Source organism: Pedococcus sp. P1_H8 (assembly GCF_056405175.1).
Window position 1 is genome coordinate 620,232 of the sequence record NZ_JBFUCP010000004.1, and the last position, 14,861, is coordinate 635,092.

16 protein-coding genes are annotated in these 14,861 nt (G+C 70.3%); 5 read left to right on the plus strand and 11 right to left on the minus strand.

Translation table 11 applies throughout. The features are described 5' to 3' along the window. Positions 1-15 precede the first annotated feature (15 nt). A complete protein-coding gene (gene ku, locus AC1DYG_RS08405; protein ID WP_477639399.1) occupies positions 16-882 on the minus strand; it encodes a non-homologous end joining protein Ku in 867 nt (288 codons plus the stop codon). 88 nt (positions 883-970) lie between these two features. Here ku and ligD (AC1DYG_RS08410) point away from each other — a divergent pair, with 88 nt between their 5' ends. Together ligD (AC1DYG_RS08410) and ligD (AC1DYG_RS08415) are read left to right on the plus strand one after the other, a co-directional pair. Next, positions 971-1,915, plus strand: a complete 945-nt coding sequence (ligD, locus tag AC1DYG_RS08410; protein ID WP_477639400.1) for a non-homologous end-joining DNA ligase — start codon at positions 971-973, stop codon at positions 1,913-1,915. Then, on the plus strand, positions 1,908-2,789 hold the full coding sequence (ligD, locus tag AC1DYG_RS08415) for a non-homologous end-joining DNA ligase (RefSeq protein WP_477639401.1): 882 nt from the start codon (positions 1,908-1,910) through the stop codon (positions 2,787-2,789). Before ligD (AC1DYG_RS08410) ends, ligD (AC1DYG_RS08415) begins: the two co-directional genes overlap by 8 nt. A gap of 13 nt (positions 2,790-2,802) precedes the next feature. Here ligD (AC1DYG_RS08415) and AC1DYG_RS08420 read toward each other — a convergent pair whose 3' ends face one another. The 9 genes from AC1DYG_RS08420 to AC1DYG_RS08460 form a co-directional block, all read right to left on the minus strand. Next, the gene (locus tag AC1DYG_RS08420) at positions 2,803-3,198 is read right to left on the minus strand and encodes a (2Fe-2S)-binding protein (RefSeq protein WP_477639402.1); all 396 of its coding nucleotides are present in this window, start codon (positions 3,196-3,198) and stop codon (positions 2,803-2,805) included. A gap of 197 nt (positions 3,199-3,395) precedes the next feature. Further along, entirely contained in the window at positions 3,396-3,725 is a 330-nt protein-coding gene (locus AC1DYG_RS08425; protein WP_477639403.1) for a histone-like nucleoid-structuring protein Lsr2, read from the minus strand. Between the two features lie 89 nt (positions 3,726-3,814). Further along, complete coding sequence (locus AC1DYG_RS08430) at positions 3,815-4,015, minus strand: hypothetical protein (protein WP_477639404.1); 201 nt, start codon at positions 4,013-4,015, stop codon at positions 3,815-3,817. After that, positions 4,012-5,469 (minus strand): lysine--tRNA ligase, encoded by a 1,458-nt coding sequence (gene lysS, locus AC1DYG_RS08435; protein ID WP_477639486.1) that lies wholly within the window; start codon positions 5,467-5,469, stop codon positions 4,012-4,014. Before lysS ends, AC1DYG_RS08430 begins: the two co-directional genes overlap by 4 nt. Before the next feature lie 222 nt (positions 5,470-5,691). Then, on the minus strand, positions 5,692-6,594 hold the full coding sequence (gene nadC, locus AC1DYG_RS08440) for a carboxylating nicotinate-nucleotide diphosphorylase (RefSeq protein ID WP_477639405.1): 903 nt from the start codon (positions 6,592-6,594) through the stop codon (positions 5,692-5,694). Then, entirely contained in the window at positions 6,591-8,324 is a 1,734-nt protein-coding gene (locus AC1DYG_RS08445; RefSeq protein ID WP_477639406.1) for an L-aspartate oxidase, read from the minus strand. Before AC1DYG_RS08445 ends, nadC begins: the two co-directional genes overlap by 4 nt. Then, positions 8,317-8,742: an aspartate 1-decarboxylase gene (panD, locus tag AC1DYG_RS08450; RefSeq protein WP_477639407.1), complete on the minus strand. Its 426-nt coding sequence runs from the start codon at positions 8,740-8,742 to the stop codon at positions 8,317-8,319. The genes AC1DYG_RS08445 and panD overlap by 8 nt, the downstream gene beginning before the upstream one ends. A 22-nt stretch (positions 8,743-8,764) precedes the next feature. Beyond that, positions 8,765-9,715 carry a pantoate--beta-alanine ligase gene (gene panC, locus AC1DYG_RS08455; protein WP_477639487.1) on the minus strand — a complete coding sequence of 317 codons (951 nt, stop codon included), beginning with the start codon at positions 9,713-9,715 and terminating at the stop codon, positions 8,765-8,767. 18 nt (positions 9,716-9,733) lie between these two features. Then, on the minus strand, positions 9,734-10,630 hold the full coding sequence (locus AC1DYG_RS08460) for a Rossmann-like and DUF2520 domain-containing protein (protein WP_477639408.1): 897 nt from the start codon (positions 10,628-10,630) through the stop codon (positions 9,734-9,736). 95 nt (positions 10,631-10,725) lie between these two features. On the opposite strand from AC1DYG_RS08460, the gene AC1DYG_RS08465 reads away from it, so the two are divergent. Further along, complete coding sequence (locus AC1DYG_RS08465; protein ID WP_477639409.1) at positions 10,726-11,670, plus strand: SAM-dependent methyltransferase; 945 nt, start codon at positions 10,726-10,728, stop codon at positions 11,668-11,670. Here the strand turns inward: AC1DYG_RS08465 and AC1DYG_RS08470 are convergent. Continuing rightward, the gene (locus AC1DYG_RS08470; protein WP_477639410.1) at positions 11,654-12,856 is read right to left on the minus strand and encodes a cytochrome P450; all 1,203 of its coding nucleotides are present in this window, start codon (positions 12,854-12,856) and stop codon (positions 11,654-11,656) included. The genes AC1DYG_RS08465 and AC1DYG_RS08470 overlap by 17 nt on opposite strands. 93 nt (positions 12,857-12,949) lie before the next feature. Here AC1DYG_RS08470 and AC1DYG_RS08475 point away from each other — a divergent pair, with 93 nt between their 5' ends. Both AC1DYG_RS08475 and AC1DYG_RS08480 read left to right on the plus strand, forming a co-directional pair. Beyond that, the gene (locus tag AC1DYG_RS08475) at positions 12,950-13,525 is read left to right on the plus strand and encodes a hypothetical protein (RefSeq protein ID WP_477639411.1); all 576 of its coding nucleotides are present in this window, start codon (positions 12,950-12,952) and stop codon (positions 13,523-13,525) included. Between the two features lie 132 nt (positions 13,526-13,657). Continuing rightward, positions 13,658-14,791 (plus strand): NADH-quinone oxidoreductase subunit D, encoded by a 1,134-nt coding sequence (locus AC1DYG_RS08480; protein ID WP_477613915.1) that lies wholly within the window; start codon positions 13,658-13,660, stop codon positions 14,789-14,791. The last annotated feature ends 70 nt before the right edge of the window (positions 14,792-14,861 follow it).

Genomic DNA, 14,861 nt, shown 5'->3' on the forward strand with positions numbered 1-14,861 from the left:
CAGCGAACGTGGGCGTCAGCTGGCCTTCTTGGCGGCCTTCTTGGCCGCCGTCTTCTTCGCGGCGGTCTTGGCGGCCGGCTTCTTCGTGTCGGCGGTGGACTCCCCGCGCGAGGCCTTGGCCTTGTCGACGGACTTCTTGAGGGCGGCGAGCAGGTCGACGACCTCGCCCGACTCGTCCTTGGACTCGGGCGCGAACTGCACCTCGCCGCCTTCGACCTTGGCCTTGACGAGCGACTGCAGCGCCGCGGCGTAGTCGTCCTCGTAGTCCTCGGGCTGGTAGTCCCCCGCGAGCTGCTCGATCAGCAGGTCGGCCATGGCAAGCTCCTGCTTGGTGGCCTTGCCCTCGTCGTCGAGGGTCGCGAAGTCCGGCTTGCGGATCTCGTCCGGCCACAACATGGTCTGCATGAGGATGACGCCCTCGTGGACGCGCAGCACCGCCATCGTCATGCGAGTGCGGATCGACACCGTCACGACCGCGACGCGATTCTCCTTCTCGAGGGCATCGCGCAACAGGATGTACGGCTTGGTCGAGGCCTTGTCGGGCTCGAGGTAGTAGGACTTGTCATAGAGCATCGGGTCGATCTGTTCGGCGGGGACGAACTTCTCGACCGAGATCTCCTTGCTGCTCGTCGCCGGCAGGTCCTTGAAGTCCTCGTCGGTGAGGACCACCATCTCGCCGTCCTCCGTCTCGTACCCCTTGGCGATGTCGTCGTAGGACACGATCTCGCCGTCGATGCTGCAGATGCGCTGGTACTTGATGCGGCCGCCGTCCTCGCGGTGCACCTGCCGGAACTGCACGTCATGGTTCTCGGTGGCGGAGTAGAGACGAATCGGCACGTTCACCAGGCCGAAGGACACCGCGCCCTTCCAAATCGCTCGCATGCTTGCTCGTCCTTCCGTCCGACGCTGTCCGTGACGAGACTCCTCGGGCCCCGCACGTGGTCACCAGCCTATGCGTCAGGATGGCCCCATGCGCCCCATGCTGGCCAGTCCCACCACCTTCATCCCCGAGGGTGACGAGTGGCTGCACGAGGTCAAGTGGGACGGCATGCGCGTCCTTGCCGACGTCCACGACGGGGTGCTGACGCTGACGTCGCGGATCGGGAACGACGTGACGGTGAGCTACCCGGAGCTGCTGCCCCTGGCCGAGGCCTACGACGACATGCTCCTCGACGGGGAGGTCGTGGCCCTCGACGGCGGCCGACCGTCGTTCGGAGCCCTGGCCGACCGCATGCACGTCCGCGACCGGCGCAAGGCCGAGCGTCTGTCGGCGGTGCGACCCGTGACCCTGATGGTCTTCGACCTGTTACGGCTCTATGGCTCCGACCTCACCTCCCAGCCGCTGTCGGCGCGGCGCGAGCTGCTCGAACGGCTCGACCTCGCCGGTCGACACTGGCAGGTGCCCCCGGTCTACGAGGACGGCCGCGAGCTCTTCGCCGCCACCTTGGAGCAGGGACTCGAGGGCGTCGTGAGCAAGCGTCGATCAGCCCCCTACCTGCCCGGTCGGCGCTCCGGCGACTGGCTCAAGTCGCCGCACCGCTCGACGGTCTCCGCGGTGGTCGGTGGCTGGCGGCCCGAGAAGACCAACGACTCCGGGCGGCTGGGAGCCGTACTGCTCGGTGTGCCCGACGGCGCCGGTGGGTGGCGGTTCGCCGGGCGGATGGGCAGCGGTATCGCCGGTCGCGCGGCCACCCAGCTCGCCGACGCCCTCGCCCCGCACATCCGGCCGGACTCGCCCTTCAGCGACGATGTGCCGCGCATCGACAGCGTCGGCGCGAGGTGGGTCGACCCGGTCGTCGTCGTCGAGGCGCGCACCCTGGAGGTGACGCGCGACGGGAGGCTGCGCCAACCGGCATACCTCGGCATCCGCGCCGACCTGACGCCCGACGACCTCCAGGAGGTGGACGGTGCCTGAGCGCTACGTCCCGCAGGCCACCCGCGTCGAGGTCGCGGGCCGCACGCTCAAGCTCACCAGCCTCGAGAAGCTGCTCTTCCCGTCGACGGAGACCACCAAGGGCGAGGTGCTCAGCTACTACGCGCAGGTGGCCGACGTGTTGCTCCCCCACCTGGCCGACCGGGCGCTGACCCGGGTGCGCTGGCCGCATGGCACGGGTGACCAGAGCTTCTTCGAGAAGAACCTGCCGTCGGGGGCGCCGTCCTGGCTCCCCCGGGTCACCATCGACACGGTGACCTACCCGATGGTCGAGGACCTCGCGCAGCTCACCTACCTGGTCAACCTCAACTCCATCGAGCTGCACATCCCGCAGTGGCGCGTGCTCGACGGCGAGCGGCAGCACCCCGACCGGCTCGTGATCGACCTCGACCCGGGCTCGCCGGCCGGGCTGCGCGAGTGCGCCCAGGTCGCCGTCATGGTGCGTGACCGGCTCGGCGCCCTGGGCCTCGACCTCTTTCCGGTCACCAGCGGGAGCAAAGGGATGCAGCTCTACGCCGGGCTGCCGGGCGACCTCACGTCCGACCAGACCCGCGACCTCGCCATGCAGCTGGCGCAGGAGCTCACCAAGAAGCACCCCGACCTGATCGTCTGGAAGATGACCAAGTCGCTGCGGCCGGGCAAGATCTTCCTCGACTGGAGCCAGAACGTCGCGGCCAAGACGACCGTCTGCCCCTACTCGATGCGCGGCAAGGAGACACCGACGGTCGCAGCGCCCCGCTCGTGGGACGAGGTCGAGGCCGGCGCCGAGGGCGCGAAGTTCGAGCAGCTGATGTTCGACGAGGTGCTCGACCGCCTCGAGTCCGACGGCGACCTCCTGGCCGAACTGCTGCCCTAGGCCCCCCGCCGCGTCAGCTCGTCCCACCCACCCGCGGGCAGCCGGAGCACTCGTGCACGCCGGGCAGGACGTAGATGAAGCAGCAGGACCCGCGCCGCGGCGGGCGCTTGCCCCTGGCCCGCGCCAGGGTCATGGCCCACACGTCGTCGACCATGGCGCGCCTGGTGTGGTCACCGAGCTTGGCGTCGGACCGATAGCCCAGCGCCAGCTCGAGTCCAGCCACCCGGTATGCCGCCCGGGCGGCTTCCAGCCGGTCGTCGAGCGGCGCCCGGGTGCCTGTGGGCGTCATGAACTGGGCTGCGACGGGGTAGAGCTGGGTCGGTTGCAGTTCGAAACTGAGGCCCGACGCCTCGGGGTGCACGACCCACGAATGGTGCCGCGCGGCATACACCCCGACCTCGGCGGCCACTTCGAGAGTCCATTGCAGGACAAAGGCCGACGGCATTGCCGGTGGCACGATCGCGGCGTACTGGCGTCCCGTCGAGATCGTCAGGTGGCGACGCCATTCACGCAGTGGATCGGCTCCGCTGCGTTGACCGTCGAGAATTGCCCGCCAGTCCCAGGAAAGGCCCTGAGTCCCTTCTGGGACCTGGCGGATATCCAGCGTCAGTGCGCCTTGTCGTAGGCGGCCTGGACCTCGGCGGAAATGCGGCCGCGATCGCTGACCTTGTGCCCGTTGGAGCGCGCCCACTCGCGCACGTCACCGAGGTCGCGCTTTCCCGTGCCCCGGCCACCGGCAGGACGACCGGTGGTGCGGCGGCCCGCCGAGCGGCGCGCGTGACCGACATAGGGCGCCAGCGCATCGCGCAGGGCGGCGGCGTTCTTGCCGTTGAGGTCGATCTCGTAGGTGACGCCGTCGAGGGCGAACGTCACCGTCTCCTCTGCAACCGAACCGTCGATGTCGTCTTCGAGCACAATGCTGACGCGCTGGGCCATGGAGATTCCTCTCGGAAAACGTGAATGGGAAGTGTGTCAAAGATAGTGGTCACATCAGCCCATTCTCAAATGCCGATCAGAAAGGCCCCTCAGGAAATCTTCTCGCCATTCGCGGAATGCCCTGAATTGTCCTTCGTGCTCTCGCCCTCAGCATGCTCCGCATCCCATTGCGAATGCGCCAGACGCTCTTTGCGATCGCCCTCGATCATGTTCTTGATGACCAGCCAAAAGAGGAATCCGACGCCGGCCGACGGGATCAACGCGGCGATGTAGGGCCAGATGCCACTCATCGGGAAACCTCCGGCTTGAGGTGCGGAAACAGGATGGTCTCGCGGATGCTGGCGTCGGTGAACAGCATGACGAGGCGGTCGACGCCGAAGCCGAGGCCGCCCATCGGCGGAGCGCCGTACTCCAGGGCCCGCAGGAAGTCCTCGTCGAGCTGCATGGCCTCGGGGTCGCCCCCGGCAGCCCTGACCGACTGGGCGGTGAGCACCTCGCGCTGGACCACCGGGTCAACGAGCTCGGAGAAGCCCGTCCCCCGCTCGACCCCGCCGATGATGAGGTCCCAGGCCTCGATCAGTCCCGGCTCGCTGCGGTGCGGGCGGGCCAGCGGCTGCGCGATCGCCGGGTAGTCACACAGGAACGTCGGTTGCAGCAGCCCCGGCTCGACCAGCTCACCCAGCAGCTCGAGGAACACCTTGTCCTTGTCCCAGGCCGGGTCGATGGCCACGTCGTGCTTCGCGGCATACCCGCGCAGGGTGTCCACGTCGGTGTCGATGGTGACCGTCTCACCCAGCGCCTCGGAAACCCCCTGGTAGACGGGCAGCCAGCGCCACTCGCCGTCGAGGTCGACGGTGCCGGCAGCGGTCTCGACCTGGCGCGAGCCGAGTGCGTCGGCGACGCCGAGGAAGACGTCGCGCATGAGGGCGGCGATGCTGGTCTGGTCGCCATAGGCCTGGTAGGCCTCGAGCATCGTGAACTCGGGGCTGTGGGTGGCGTCGACGCCCTCGTTGCGGAAGATGCGGCCCATCTCGTAGACGCGGTCGACTCCCCCGACGACGGCCTTCTTGAGGTTGAGCTCCAGCGCGATGCGCAGGGTCATCTCCTGGTCGAAGGCGTTCATGTGGGTGCGGAACGGTCGGGCCGCCGCCCCGCCATGGATGAGCTGGATGATGGGCGTCTCGACCTCGAGGTAGCCCTGGGCCTCGAGGACCCCGCGGATCGCCGACAGGGCGCGCGCCTTGGTGCGCACCATGTCGCGGGCCTCCTGCCGGACGATCAGGTCGGCGTAGCGCTGGCGCACCCGCGACTCCTCCGACAGGTCCTTGTGCAGGACCGGCAGCGGGCGCAGCGCCTTGGACGCCATCTCCCACCGGGTGGCCATGACCGACAGCTCGCCACGGCGCGAGGAGATCACGCGGCCCTCGACGAAGACATGGTCGCCGAGGTCGACGGTCGACTTCCACTCGGCCAGCGAGTCCTCGCCGACCTCCGCGAGGCTGAGCATGACCTGCAGGCGGGTGCCGATGCCCTCCTGGAGGGTCGCGAAGGCGAGCTTGCCGGTGTTGCGGATGAAGATGACGCGGCCTGCGACCCCGACGAGGTCCTGGGTCTCCTCGCCTGTCTCGAGGTGACCCCACTGCTCGCGCACGTCACCGAGGGTGTGGGTGCGCGGCACCGCGACCGGGAAGGCCTGCTTGCCCTCGGCCAGCAACCGGTCCCGCTTCTCGCGACGCACCTTCATCTGCTCGGGCAGGTCGGCGTCGGGCTGGGTCGCCACGGCAGTGGCGTCGGTTGCGCTGGGGGTCTGGCTCACCCGCAAAGGGTACCGATCTGCGTGATGCGCCCCGCACAGCGGGGAAGGAGTACGGCGCGACCCACGCCGAGATCCCAGCTCTCGGGCAATACAACCTCGAACCGGCCCGAGAGCTGGGATCTCGGGGGTGCAGGTCTGTCGTCGGTGGGGTCAGTCGGTGAGGTCGAGGGCCAGGTCGAGGATCGGGGAGGAGTGGGTCAGCCCGCCGACGCTGAGGTAGTCGACCCCCGTCTCGGCGTACTCGCGCGCAACCTGCAGCGTGAGCCCGCCCGTGGCCTCGAGCTCGACGTCCTCACCGGTCGCGCGCACGGCCAGCACCGTCTCGCGCAGCTGTTGCGGAGGCATGTTGTCGCACAACAGGAACCGCGCGCCGACCTCGACCGACTCGAGGGCCTCCTCGGTCGTGGTGACCTCCACCTGGATCGGGACGTCGGGGAACTTCGCCAGCACCGCGGCATACGCCTTGCTCAGTGAGCCGGCGGCGAGCTTGTGGTTGTCCTTGATCATCGCCACGTCGAACAGGCCCATGCGCTTGTTGGTGCCGCCGCCCGCGCGGACGGCGTACTTCTCGAGGGCGCGCAACCCGGGAGTGGTCTTGCGCGTGTCGAGGACCGTGGCACCGGTGCCCTCGAGCCGCTGCGCCCAGGCGTGGGTGTTCGTGGCGATGCCGGAGAGCCGGCACACGAGGTTGAGCATGGTTCGCTCGCCGACCAGGGTCACCTGGGCCGAGCCGGCCAGCGTGGCGACGACGTCGCCTTTGCCGACGAGGTCGCCGTCGCGGTGCTTCGTGGTGATGCTCAGGGGCTCGGCGCCCATCCGCGTGGCCACCTCGTCGAACACCATGGAGATGAGGGGTATGCCGGCCAGCACGCCGTCCTCGCGCGCCACGACGTTCGCCGTGCTCACCTGGTCGACCGGGATGGTGGCCGTCGTCGTGACGTCGACTCCGTCCGGCCCCCCGAGGTCCTCGTCGAGGGCGATGCGGATGACGGCCAGGGCGCCGGCCTCGGGGAACCGCAGGTCGGCAAGGTCGGCTGGGTGCGGATCGGTCATGCGAGGTCCTGTTCGGGAACGGGTTCGAACGTGGTGGAGAGCGTGCCGTCGGCGCCTCGCACGACCAGGGTGTGGCCGCGCCAGCGGGGATCGACCTGCGCGGGGTGGTCGCTGCGGACGTGACCACCACGGGTCTCCTCGCGCAACGAGGCTGCGAGGGTGAGTACCTGGCCGATGTGCAGCAGGTTGGTCGTCTCCCACGACTGGGGACCGGACTCGGTGGACGTGGCGGCCAGGGCGAGGTCGTGAAGAGCGAGCGCGGCGTTCGCCAGCGAGGCGGCCGACCGCACCGCGCCCGAGCCCGCCGTCATCGCGGCCTGCACCTGCATCCTGGCCGAGCCGTCGAGCAGGGCGGACCCGCTGGACAGGGCTTCCTCGCGTGTCTCGACTGCCGGATCTGCCTGCGGCAACTGGCCGCCCGCCATCCGTTCGCTGATGTCGTCAGCAATGCGGTGGGCAAAGACCAGGCCTTCGAGGAGCGAGTTGGAGGCGAGCCGGTTGGCGCCGTGGACGCCCGTACAGGACACCTCACCACAGGCGTAGAGGCCGTCGAGCGAGGAACGTCCGACGAGATCGGTGCGCACCCCGCCGCTGGCGTAGTGCTGTGCCGGGGCGACCGGCAGCAAGTCGGTCGCGGGATCGAAACCGAGCTCCCGGCAGCGCGCCACGATGGAGGGAAAGCGCTCCTCGAGGAACTCCTTCCCCAGGTGGCGGGCGTCGAGGTAGACGTGGTCCTCCCCTGTCTCCTGCATCCGGTCGACGATGGCTCGCGAGACCACGTCGCGCGGAGCCAGGTCGGCCAGCGGGTGACGCCCCTGCATGAACCGAACCCCGTCACGGTCGACGAGGAACGCTCCCTCGCCGCGGACGGCCTCGGAGATGAGCGGCTGCTGGCCGCTGGACCCCGGTCCCAGCCACAGCACCGTGGGGTGGAACTGGACGAACTCGACGTCGGCCATCACGGCGCCGGCGCGCAGGGCCGCAGCCATGCCGTCGCCGGTGGCGACCGACGGGTTGGTCGTGGCGGAGTAGACCTGCCCCAGGCCGCCGGTGGCCAGGACGACGGCGCGCGACATGGCGGCTCCGACGCCGTCCATCTGCCCCTCGCCGATGACGTGCAGCGTCACGCCGCAGACGCGGGACTCGCTGTCCTGCAACAGGTCCACGACCAGGGCGTGCTCGATCACCTCGATGCCGGGGTCGTCGATGACGCGGTGCAGTGCGGCGATGAGGGCCCGGGAGATCTCCTTGCCCGTGGCATCGCCACCCGCGTGGGCGATCCGGTCCTTGTGGTGGCCGCCCTCACGGGTGAGCTTGAGCTCGCCAGCGTCGTCGAGGTCGAACTCGGCACCGAGGGCGACCAGCTCGCGGACTCGCTCCGGGCCTTCGTGGACCAGGGCTGTGACCGCGGGGACGTCGCAGATTCCACACCCGGCCACCAGGGTGTCGTGCAGGTGCTCCTCGGGCGAGTCCCCCGGGTCGAGCGCGGCCGCGATGCCACCCTGGGCCCACTGGGTGGACCCCTCGTTGAGCACCGTCTTGGTCACCAGGAGCACCCGGTCCACGCGCTGTCGCAGCCGCAGGGCCGTCGTGAGCCCGGCGATGCCCGAACCCACCACGACGACGTCCGCCGACGTGGTCCAGCCGGGCAGACCGGCGACCAGCCGGCGAGGGATGCTCGGCCCCGGGGGGTCAGTCACGGTGGGGCCAGTGCTGGTGGCGTCAGTCATGGTGGCGCCGCGTCACGGCCGAGGTCTTGAGCCCGAAGCCCTCGGGCACGTCCCCACCGTCGTGGCCGATCTCCACGATCTTGTTGTCCTTGTCGACGAAGACGACCTGGGGCTCGAAGGACCTCGCCTCGTGGTCGTCCATCGCGGCATACGCGATGATGATGACGGTGTCGCCCGGCGAGATGAGCCGGGCCGCCGCACCGTTGATGCAGACGATCCCCGTCCCTCGCTCCCCCGCTATCGCGTAGGTCGTCAGGCGTTGGCCGTTGTCCACGTCGACGACGTCGACCTGCTCGCCCGGCAGCAAGCCTGCGGCATCCATGATGTCGAGGTCGATGGTGAGCGACCCGACGTAGTGCAGGTCGGCCTGGGTCACCGTGGCCCGGTGGATCTTGGCGTAGAGCATGAAGCGCTGCATGTGCACGTTCCTCGCTGTGTGGTCAGCCGCTGGCGGAGTCGACGTCGGAGAAGACCTCGAGCGCCCCTCCACCGGGCCCGACCGAGATCGGCAGGTTGTCGATCAGCCTGGTGGTGCCCACTCGTCCGGCGACCGCGAGGAGGGCCTCGCCGCGGTACCACTCGGGCACGTCCTCCAACGTCGAAGGGTGCACGAGGACGAGGTAGTCGATCAGCGCCAACGGCTCGCGCACCAGCACCGTGCGGGCGGCCCGGCGGATCGCCGAAGGCCCCTCGGCCGCCGCTGCCGCACCGGCCCGCAGCGCCTGTGACAGGCACAGCGCCGTCTCCCGGTCGGAGTCGGTGAGGTAGGTGTTGCGGCTGCTCATCGCCAGTCCGTCGGCCTCACGAACGGTGGGCACCGAGACGACCTTCACCGGGAAGTCGAGGTCGCGCACCATCCGCCGGATCAGCAGCAGCTGTTGGGCGTCCTTCTGCCCGAAGTAGGCGGAGTCCGCGCGAGTGAGGTGCAGCAGCTTGGCGACGACCGTGAGCATGCCGTCGAAGTGGCCGGGGCGAGCCTGTCCCTCCAGCACGTTGCCCAACGGCCCCGCCGAGATCCGGACGGCAGGGTCGCCGTCCTGGTAGATGACGTCGGGCGTCGGTGCGAAGACCAGGTCCACGCCCGCTCGACGGCAGATCTCCATGTCGTTGTCGAAGGTCCGCGGATAGCGCGACAGGTCCTCGCGCGGCCCGAACTGCAGGGGGTTCAGGAAGATCGTGACGACCACGTGCGCGGCGCGCTGCCTGGCCGTCTCGATGAGGGTCGCGTGCCCGTCGTGCAGCGCGCCCATCGTCATGACCACCGCGACATCCCCGTCCATGAGGCTGCGCCTGGCTGTCCGCAGCTCGTCGCGGGTCCGCGCCACCACGGGGTCGACGCCCAAGGGAGGGGGCACGTCGGTGACGATGGCGCCCGCGGAGGCGGACGGCATACCGGAGTGTTCGCTCACTTATCGCTCCTGGTCGGTCGCGAGGATGTCCAACAGGGGTTCGGCCACGTGCGGCTTGAGCCGACCGCTGGCCAGGGCTCGCTCGGCGGTGGCCCGGGCGAGGGCCAGGTAGGTGGGTCGGATGTCGGGGCTGAGGCTCTGGAGTTGTCGCAGGTGCTCGGCAACGGTACCCGCATCACCGCGCGCGACGGGTCCGGTGAGGGCAGCGTCACCCGCGCGCAACGCGTTGTCGAGCGCCGCGGACACCAGCGGGCCGAGCACCCTCGACGGCGTCTCGACCCCTGCTGCCCGCAGCGCCTGCAGCGACTGGGCGATCAGGGTGACGAGGTGGTTGGCGCCGTGGGCGAGCGCCGCGTGGTAGAGCGGACGGGCGGACTCCTCGATCCAGACGGGTTCGGCGCCGATCTCGAGGACCAGGGCCTCGGCGACCGGGCGCAGCGGCTCGGGAGCGGTCACGCCGAAGCAGCACTCCACGAGGCGTTCGAGGTCCAGCCCGGTGCCCGTGAAGGTCATGGCCGGGTGCAGGGCCAGCCCGAGGACGTGCTGCTCGAGGGCGGGTGCGTAGACCTCGAGTCCGTGCCTGCCGGACGTGTGCGCGACGAGCTGGCCCGCCTGCCACGACCTCGTCGCGGCCAGTCCCGCGACGAGGTCCGTCAAGGCATCGTCGGGAACCGCGAGCAGGACCAGCTCGGAGCGCCGCACCACATCCTCCGGGGCGACGACGGGTATGCCGGGCAGCAGCTGGGCCGCGCGCGTCCGGGACTCCTCGCTGACGCCCGAGACCGCGACCACGCGGTGGCCGACCCGCTGGAGGGCCGCCCCCAGGACGGCACCGACGCGACCGGCCCCCACGACACCGACGTCGAGTCGGGCAGGACGCTCGTCGGCCGAAGTCACCCGCCCAACCTATCTCGCGGGTTGTCCACCTGACGCAGCGCTCCTGCGTCGATTGGGCGAGTGCCGACCCGCACGACCCGGCATAGGTTGACCGGGTGACCCTCCTCGACTGGCAGGCGGCCTGGCAGGGCGCCCTCTACGGTCCCGACGGCTTCTACCGCGCCGCTCCGGGTCCCGCCGGCCACTTCACGACGGCCACGCACGGCTCACTGGGCGAGGTCCTGGCGGGCGCGGTGGCACAGCTGGCGCGCGACAACGGCCTCACCCACGTCGTCGACGTCGGCGCCGGCCGTGGCGAGCTCCTCACCCACGTGCAGGCCGTCGACGCGGCGCTGCGCCTCACCGGAGTCGACGTGGTCTCCAGACCGCAGGCCCTCGCGCCGTCCATCGAGTGGCACGTCTCCCCGGGTGGGCCAGCCCTGCCGTCAGACCTGCGGGACCTGGACCGCGCGCTCGTCTTCGCCCACGAATGGCTCGACGTCGTGCCGTGTCCGGTGGCGCAGGTGGATGGCGAGGGGACCCTCCGGCTGGTGCAGGTGGACGTCGAGACCGGTGAGGAGTCCCTTGGTCAGGAGGTCGGCGGCGACGATCTCGATTGGGCCGAAACACACTGGGAGACAATGCAGAGCGGCGACAGGGTCGAGGTCGGGCTCCCGCGCGACCGCGCGTGGGCCGAGCTGGTCAGCCGGGTCCGCCGCGGCGTCCTCGTCGCCGTGGACTACGGCCACCGCGGTGGCGACCGCCCTGTGGCAGGCACCCTCGCGGCATACCGGCGCGGTCAGCTGGTCCCGCCCGTGCCCGACGGGACGTGCGACCTGACGGCGCACGTGGCCATGGACACCCTCGACCACGACGAGCTGCTCGACCAGCGCACGGCGCTGCGCGGACTCGGCGTGGACGGTCGGCACCCGCCGCTCGAGCTGGCGAGTCGCGACCCCCAGGCCTACCTCCAGGGGCTGGCCACCTCGTCAGCCGCAGCAGCCCTCACCGCTCCGGGCGGCTTCGGCGACTTCCTGTGGGCGGTCAAGCGCGTGGGCTGACGACCAGTCGCTCGAACCCCCGGAGCACGAACGTCGGGCGGCGCTGCGCCTCGACGACGACGAGGTCGGGGAAGCGGCCGAGCATGGTGCGCACCGAGATCTCGAGCTCCAGCCGGGCCAGGGGCGCACCGATGCAGAAGTGGATCCCGGCCCCGAACGCCAGGTGCGGGTTGGGGTCGCGCGTCGGGTCGAAGCGGTCGGGTTCGGCGAACACCGCGGGATCACGGTTGGCCGCACCGAGCAGCGCCGCCACCTTGTCACCGGGTTCGAGCGCGACCCCGGCCACCTCGGCAGGTTCCTTCGCGGTTCGCTCGAACAGGTGCAGGGGCGAGTCGTGGCGGAGGAACTCCTCGACCAGGCGCGACACCGCCGCATCGTCGGCGACGTCCGGCTCCGACCGGTCGCCCGCGGTGAGCCACGAGTGCAGCCCGTTGCCGAAGCCGTTGACGCTCGCCTCGTGCCCCGCGTTGAGCAGCAGCACGGCCGTCGCCACGAGCTCGTGCGCCGACAGCCGGTCCGACCCGTCGCGAGCGGTGACGAGGTCGGTCAGCAGGTCGTCGCCCGGCGCCTCGGCGCGGTGCGCCGCGAGCTCTTCGACGTATGCCGCGAACGCACCACAGGCCTCGCGCGCCGCCGCCTCGTCGGCCGGGGTGCGGCCCACCTCGTACATCCGCACGATGGCCTGGGACCAGGGCCGCAGGTGGTGGCGATCGGCTTCGGGGACACCGAGCAGCTCCGCGATCACCAGGACGGGCAACGGCTCGGCGTAGTGCTCGATGACGTCGAACTCGCCGTCTGGCAGTTCCGCGAGCAGCCCCTCGGCCAGCTCCTGGATCCGGGGGGCCAGGCGCTGCACGTGCCCACGCCCGAAGGCGCCGGCCACCAGGCGCCGCAGGCGGGTGTGCTTCGGCGGTTCGCTGTCGAGGATCGAGTCGGCGTGCAGCCAGTTGAAGGTGTCCCAGTCGGCGTCCGGAGTGCGGGGTGCGAACACCCTGCCCAGCCGTCGGTCACGCAGGACGGCACCGGCCTCGGCATGTCCACTCGCGAGCCAGACACCCAGGCCGCTGTGCCAGGCGAGCGGAGCGACCGTCCGCAGTGCGGCGAGGTGCGGGTAGGGGTCCGCGACGACGGTGGGGTCGCCCAGATCGAGGAAGTCGGCGGCGTCGACAGCAGGCGGGGCGGGCACGCGATCAGCCTGCCGCAGATCGCCCGGTTTTGTCAGGCGCTCCTTCGAGGGCAAACTTGACTGTTGCTGTCACTCGAAAGGACCCCTGTCCCCATGAAGCACCAGCACCACCTGCGCGCGACCACCGCCGCGACCCTGGTCGCGTTCGCGGCTGGTGCACTGCTGTCCGCCTGTGGGTCCGACTCTCCCGCCACCGGTGGCGACGTCACCGTGACGGTCACGCCGACCGTCACTGCGAAGCCTCCCGCTGGCGACACGCCGGCCACGCCCAAGGCCCCCAAGTCGGACGTCAAGGGCCGCGCCTTCGACTTCGGTGTCGTGACCAAGGTGAGTTCGGTCGCGGGCACCGCCGTCATCGAGCTGGACCGCTGGACGTGGAAGAAGCTGGACGATGCCAAGCTGGCGAAGGACGGCGTGCCCACCGGCCCGTTCGTGGGCGCGGTGCCGTACACCAACCAGAACGCCAAGCTGACCTACACGATCCCGGTGGCTGCCGGAGCCCGGATCCTCTACAGCCACTGCATCGACAAGGACCAGCCGCTGCAGATCAAGTCGGTCGCTCCCGCCGCCCTCAAGGGGCTGGCCGACCGCGAGAACACCGTGCTCGTCCAGATCGACGCCAACGGCAACGCCACCTCGATGCGCAACATCCCCGGCTGCCCCGGCTGACCGGCCTGCCCCGGCTGACCCGGCTGACCCGGGACCGCCTGACCTGACGCCCTTGCACCGCGGCGACCACGCGGCATACGGCAGACTGGCGAGGTGACCACGACGGAAGGCCGACGCGAGCTCACCGTCGGCATGGGCGCCGGCGGCCTGGCCACGGCGGACATGGTCCTCAACATCGGTCCGCAGCACCCGGCAACCCACGGCGTGCTGCGGCTGCGCATCGTCGTCGACGGCGAGCGCATCGTGTCGGCCGAACCCATCGTGGGCTACATGCACCGCGGCGCGGAGAAGCTCTTTGAGGTCCGCGACTACCGCCAGATCATCGTCCTGGCCAACCGCCACGACTGGTTGTCGGCCTTCTCGTCCGAGCTGGGCGTGGTGCTCGGCGTCGAGCGGATGCTCGGCATGGAGGTGCCCGAGCGGGCGGTGTGGGCGCGCACCCTGCTGGCCGAGCTCAACCGCGTGCTCAACCACCTGATGTTCCTCGGCTCCTACCCCCTCGAGCTCGGCGCGATCACTCCGATCTTCTACGCCTTCCGTGAGCGCGAGGAGCTCCAGGCGGTCATGGAGGAGGCGTCGGGCGGGCGGATGCACTACATGTTCAACCGCGTGGGCGGGCTCAAGGAGGACCTCCCCGCCGGCTGGCTCGACCGCGTCGCCTATGCCGTGTCAGCAGTCCGTGGGCGACTGCCCGACATCGAGTCGCTCATCGTGGGCAACGAGATCTTGGAGGCCCGCACGCGCGGAGTCGGCGTGGTGTCGCCGGAAGTGATTGCGGCGTATGGGGTTTCGGGTCCAATCGCGCGTGCTGCCGGCGTCGACATGGACCTGCGGCGCGACGAGCCCTACCTCGCCTACGCCGAACTGTTCGCCGAGGGCGGACCCGGTCGCGTGGTGACGCGCACGGCCGGCGACTGCCTGGCCCGGCTGGAGGTGCTCCTCGAGCAGGTGCACGTGAGCCTCGACCTCGCCGAGGCATGTCTCGACCGGCTCAGGTCGCTCCCCCAGGGTCCGGTCAACGTCAAGCTGCCCAAGGTGCTCAAGGTGCCCGAGGGCGACCTCTACACCGCCACCGAGAACCCGCTCGGCTTCAACGGCTACTACCTCGTGTCGCGCGGGGAGAAGACCCCGTGGCGACTCAAGCTCCGGTCGGCGTCGTTCAACAACGTCGCAGTGCTCGCCGAGGTGCTGCCCGGCAACCTCATCGCCGACATGGTGGCGATCCTCGGCTCGATGTTCTTCGTCGTGGGCGACGTCGACAAGTAGCCACATCAGGAGTGCGACACTCACTCCCCGCCGCCCGACGAGGCCGCCCGACGAGGCCGCCCGACCCCCG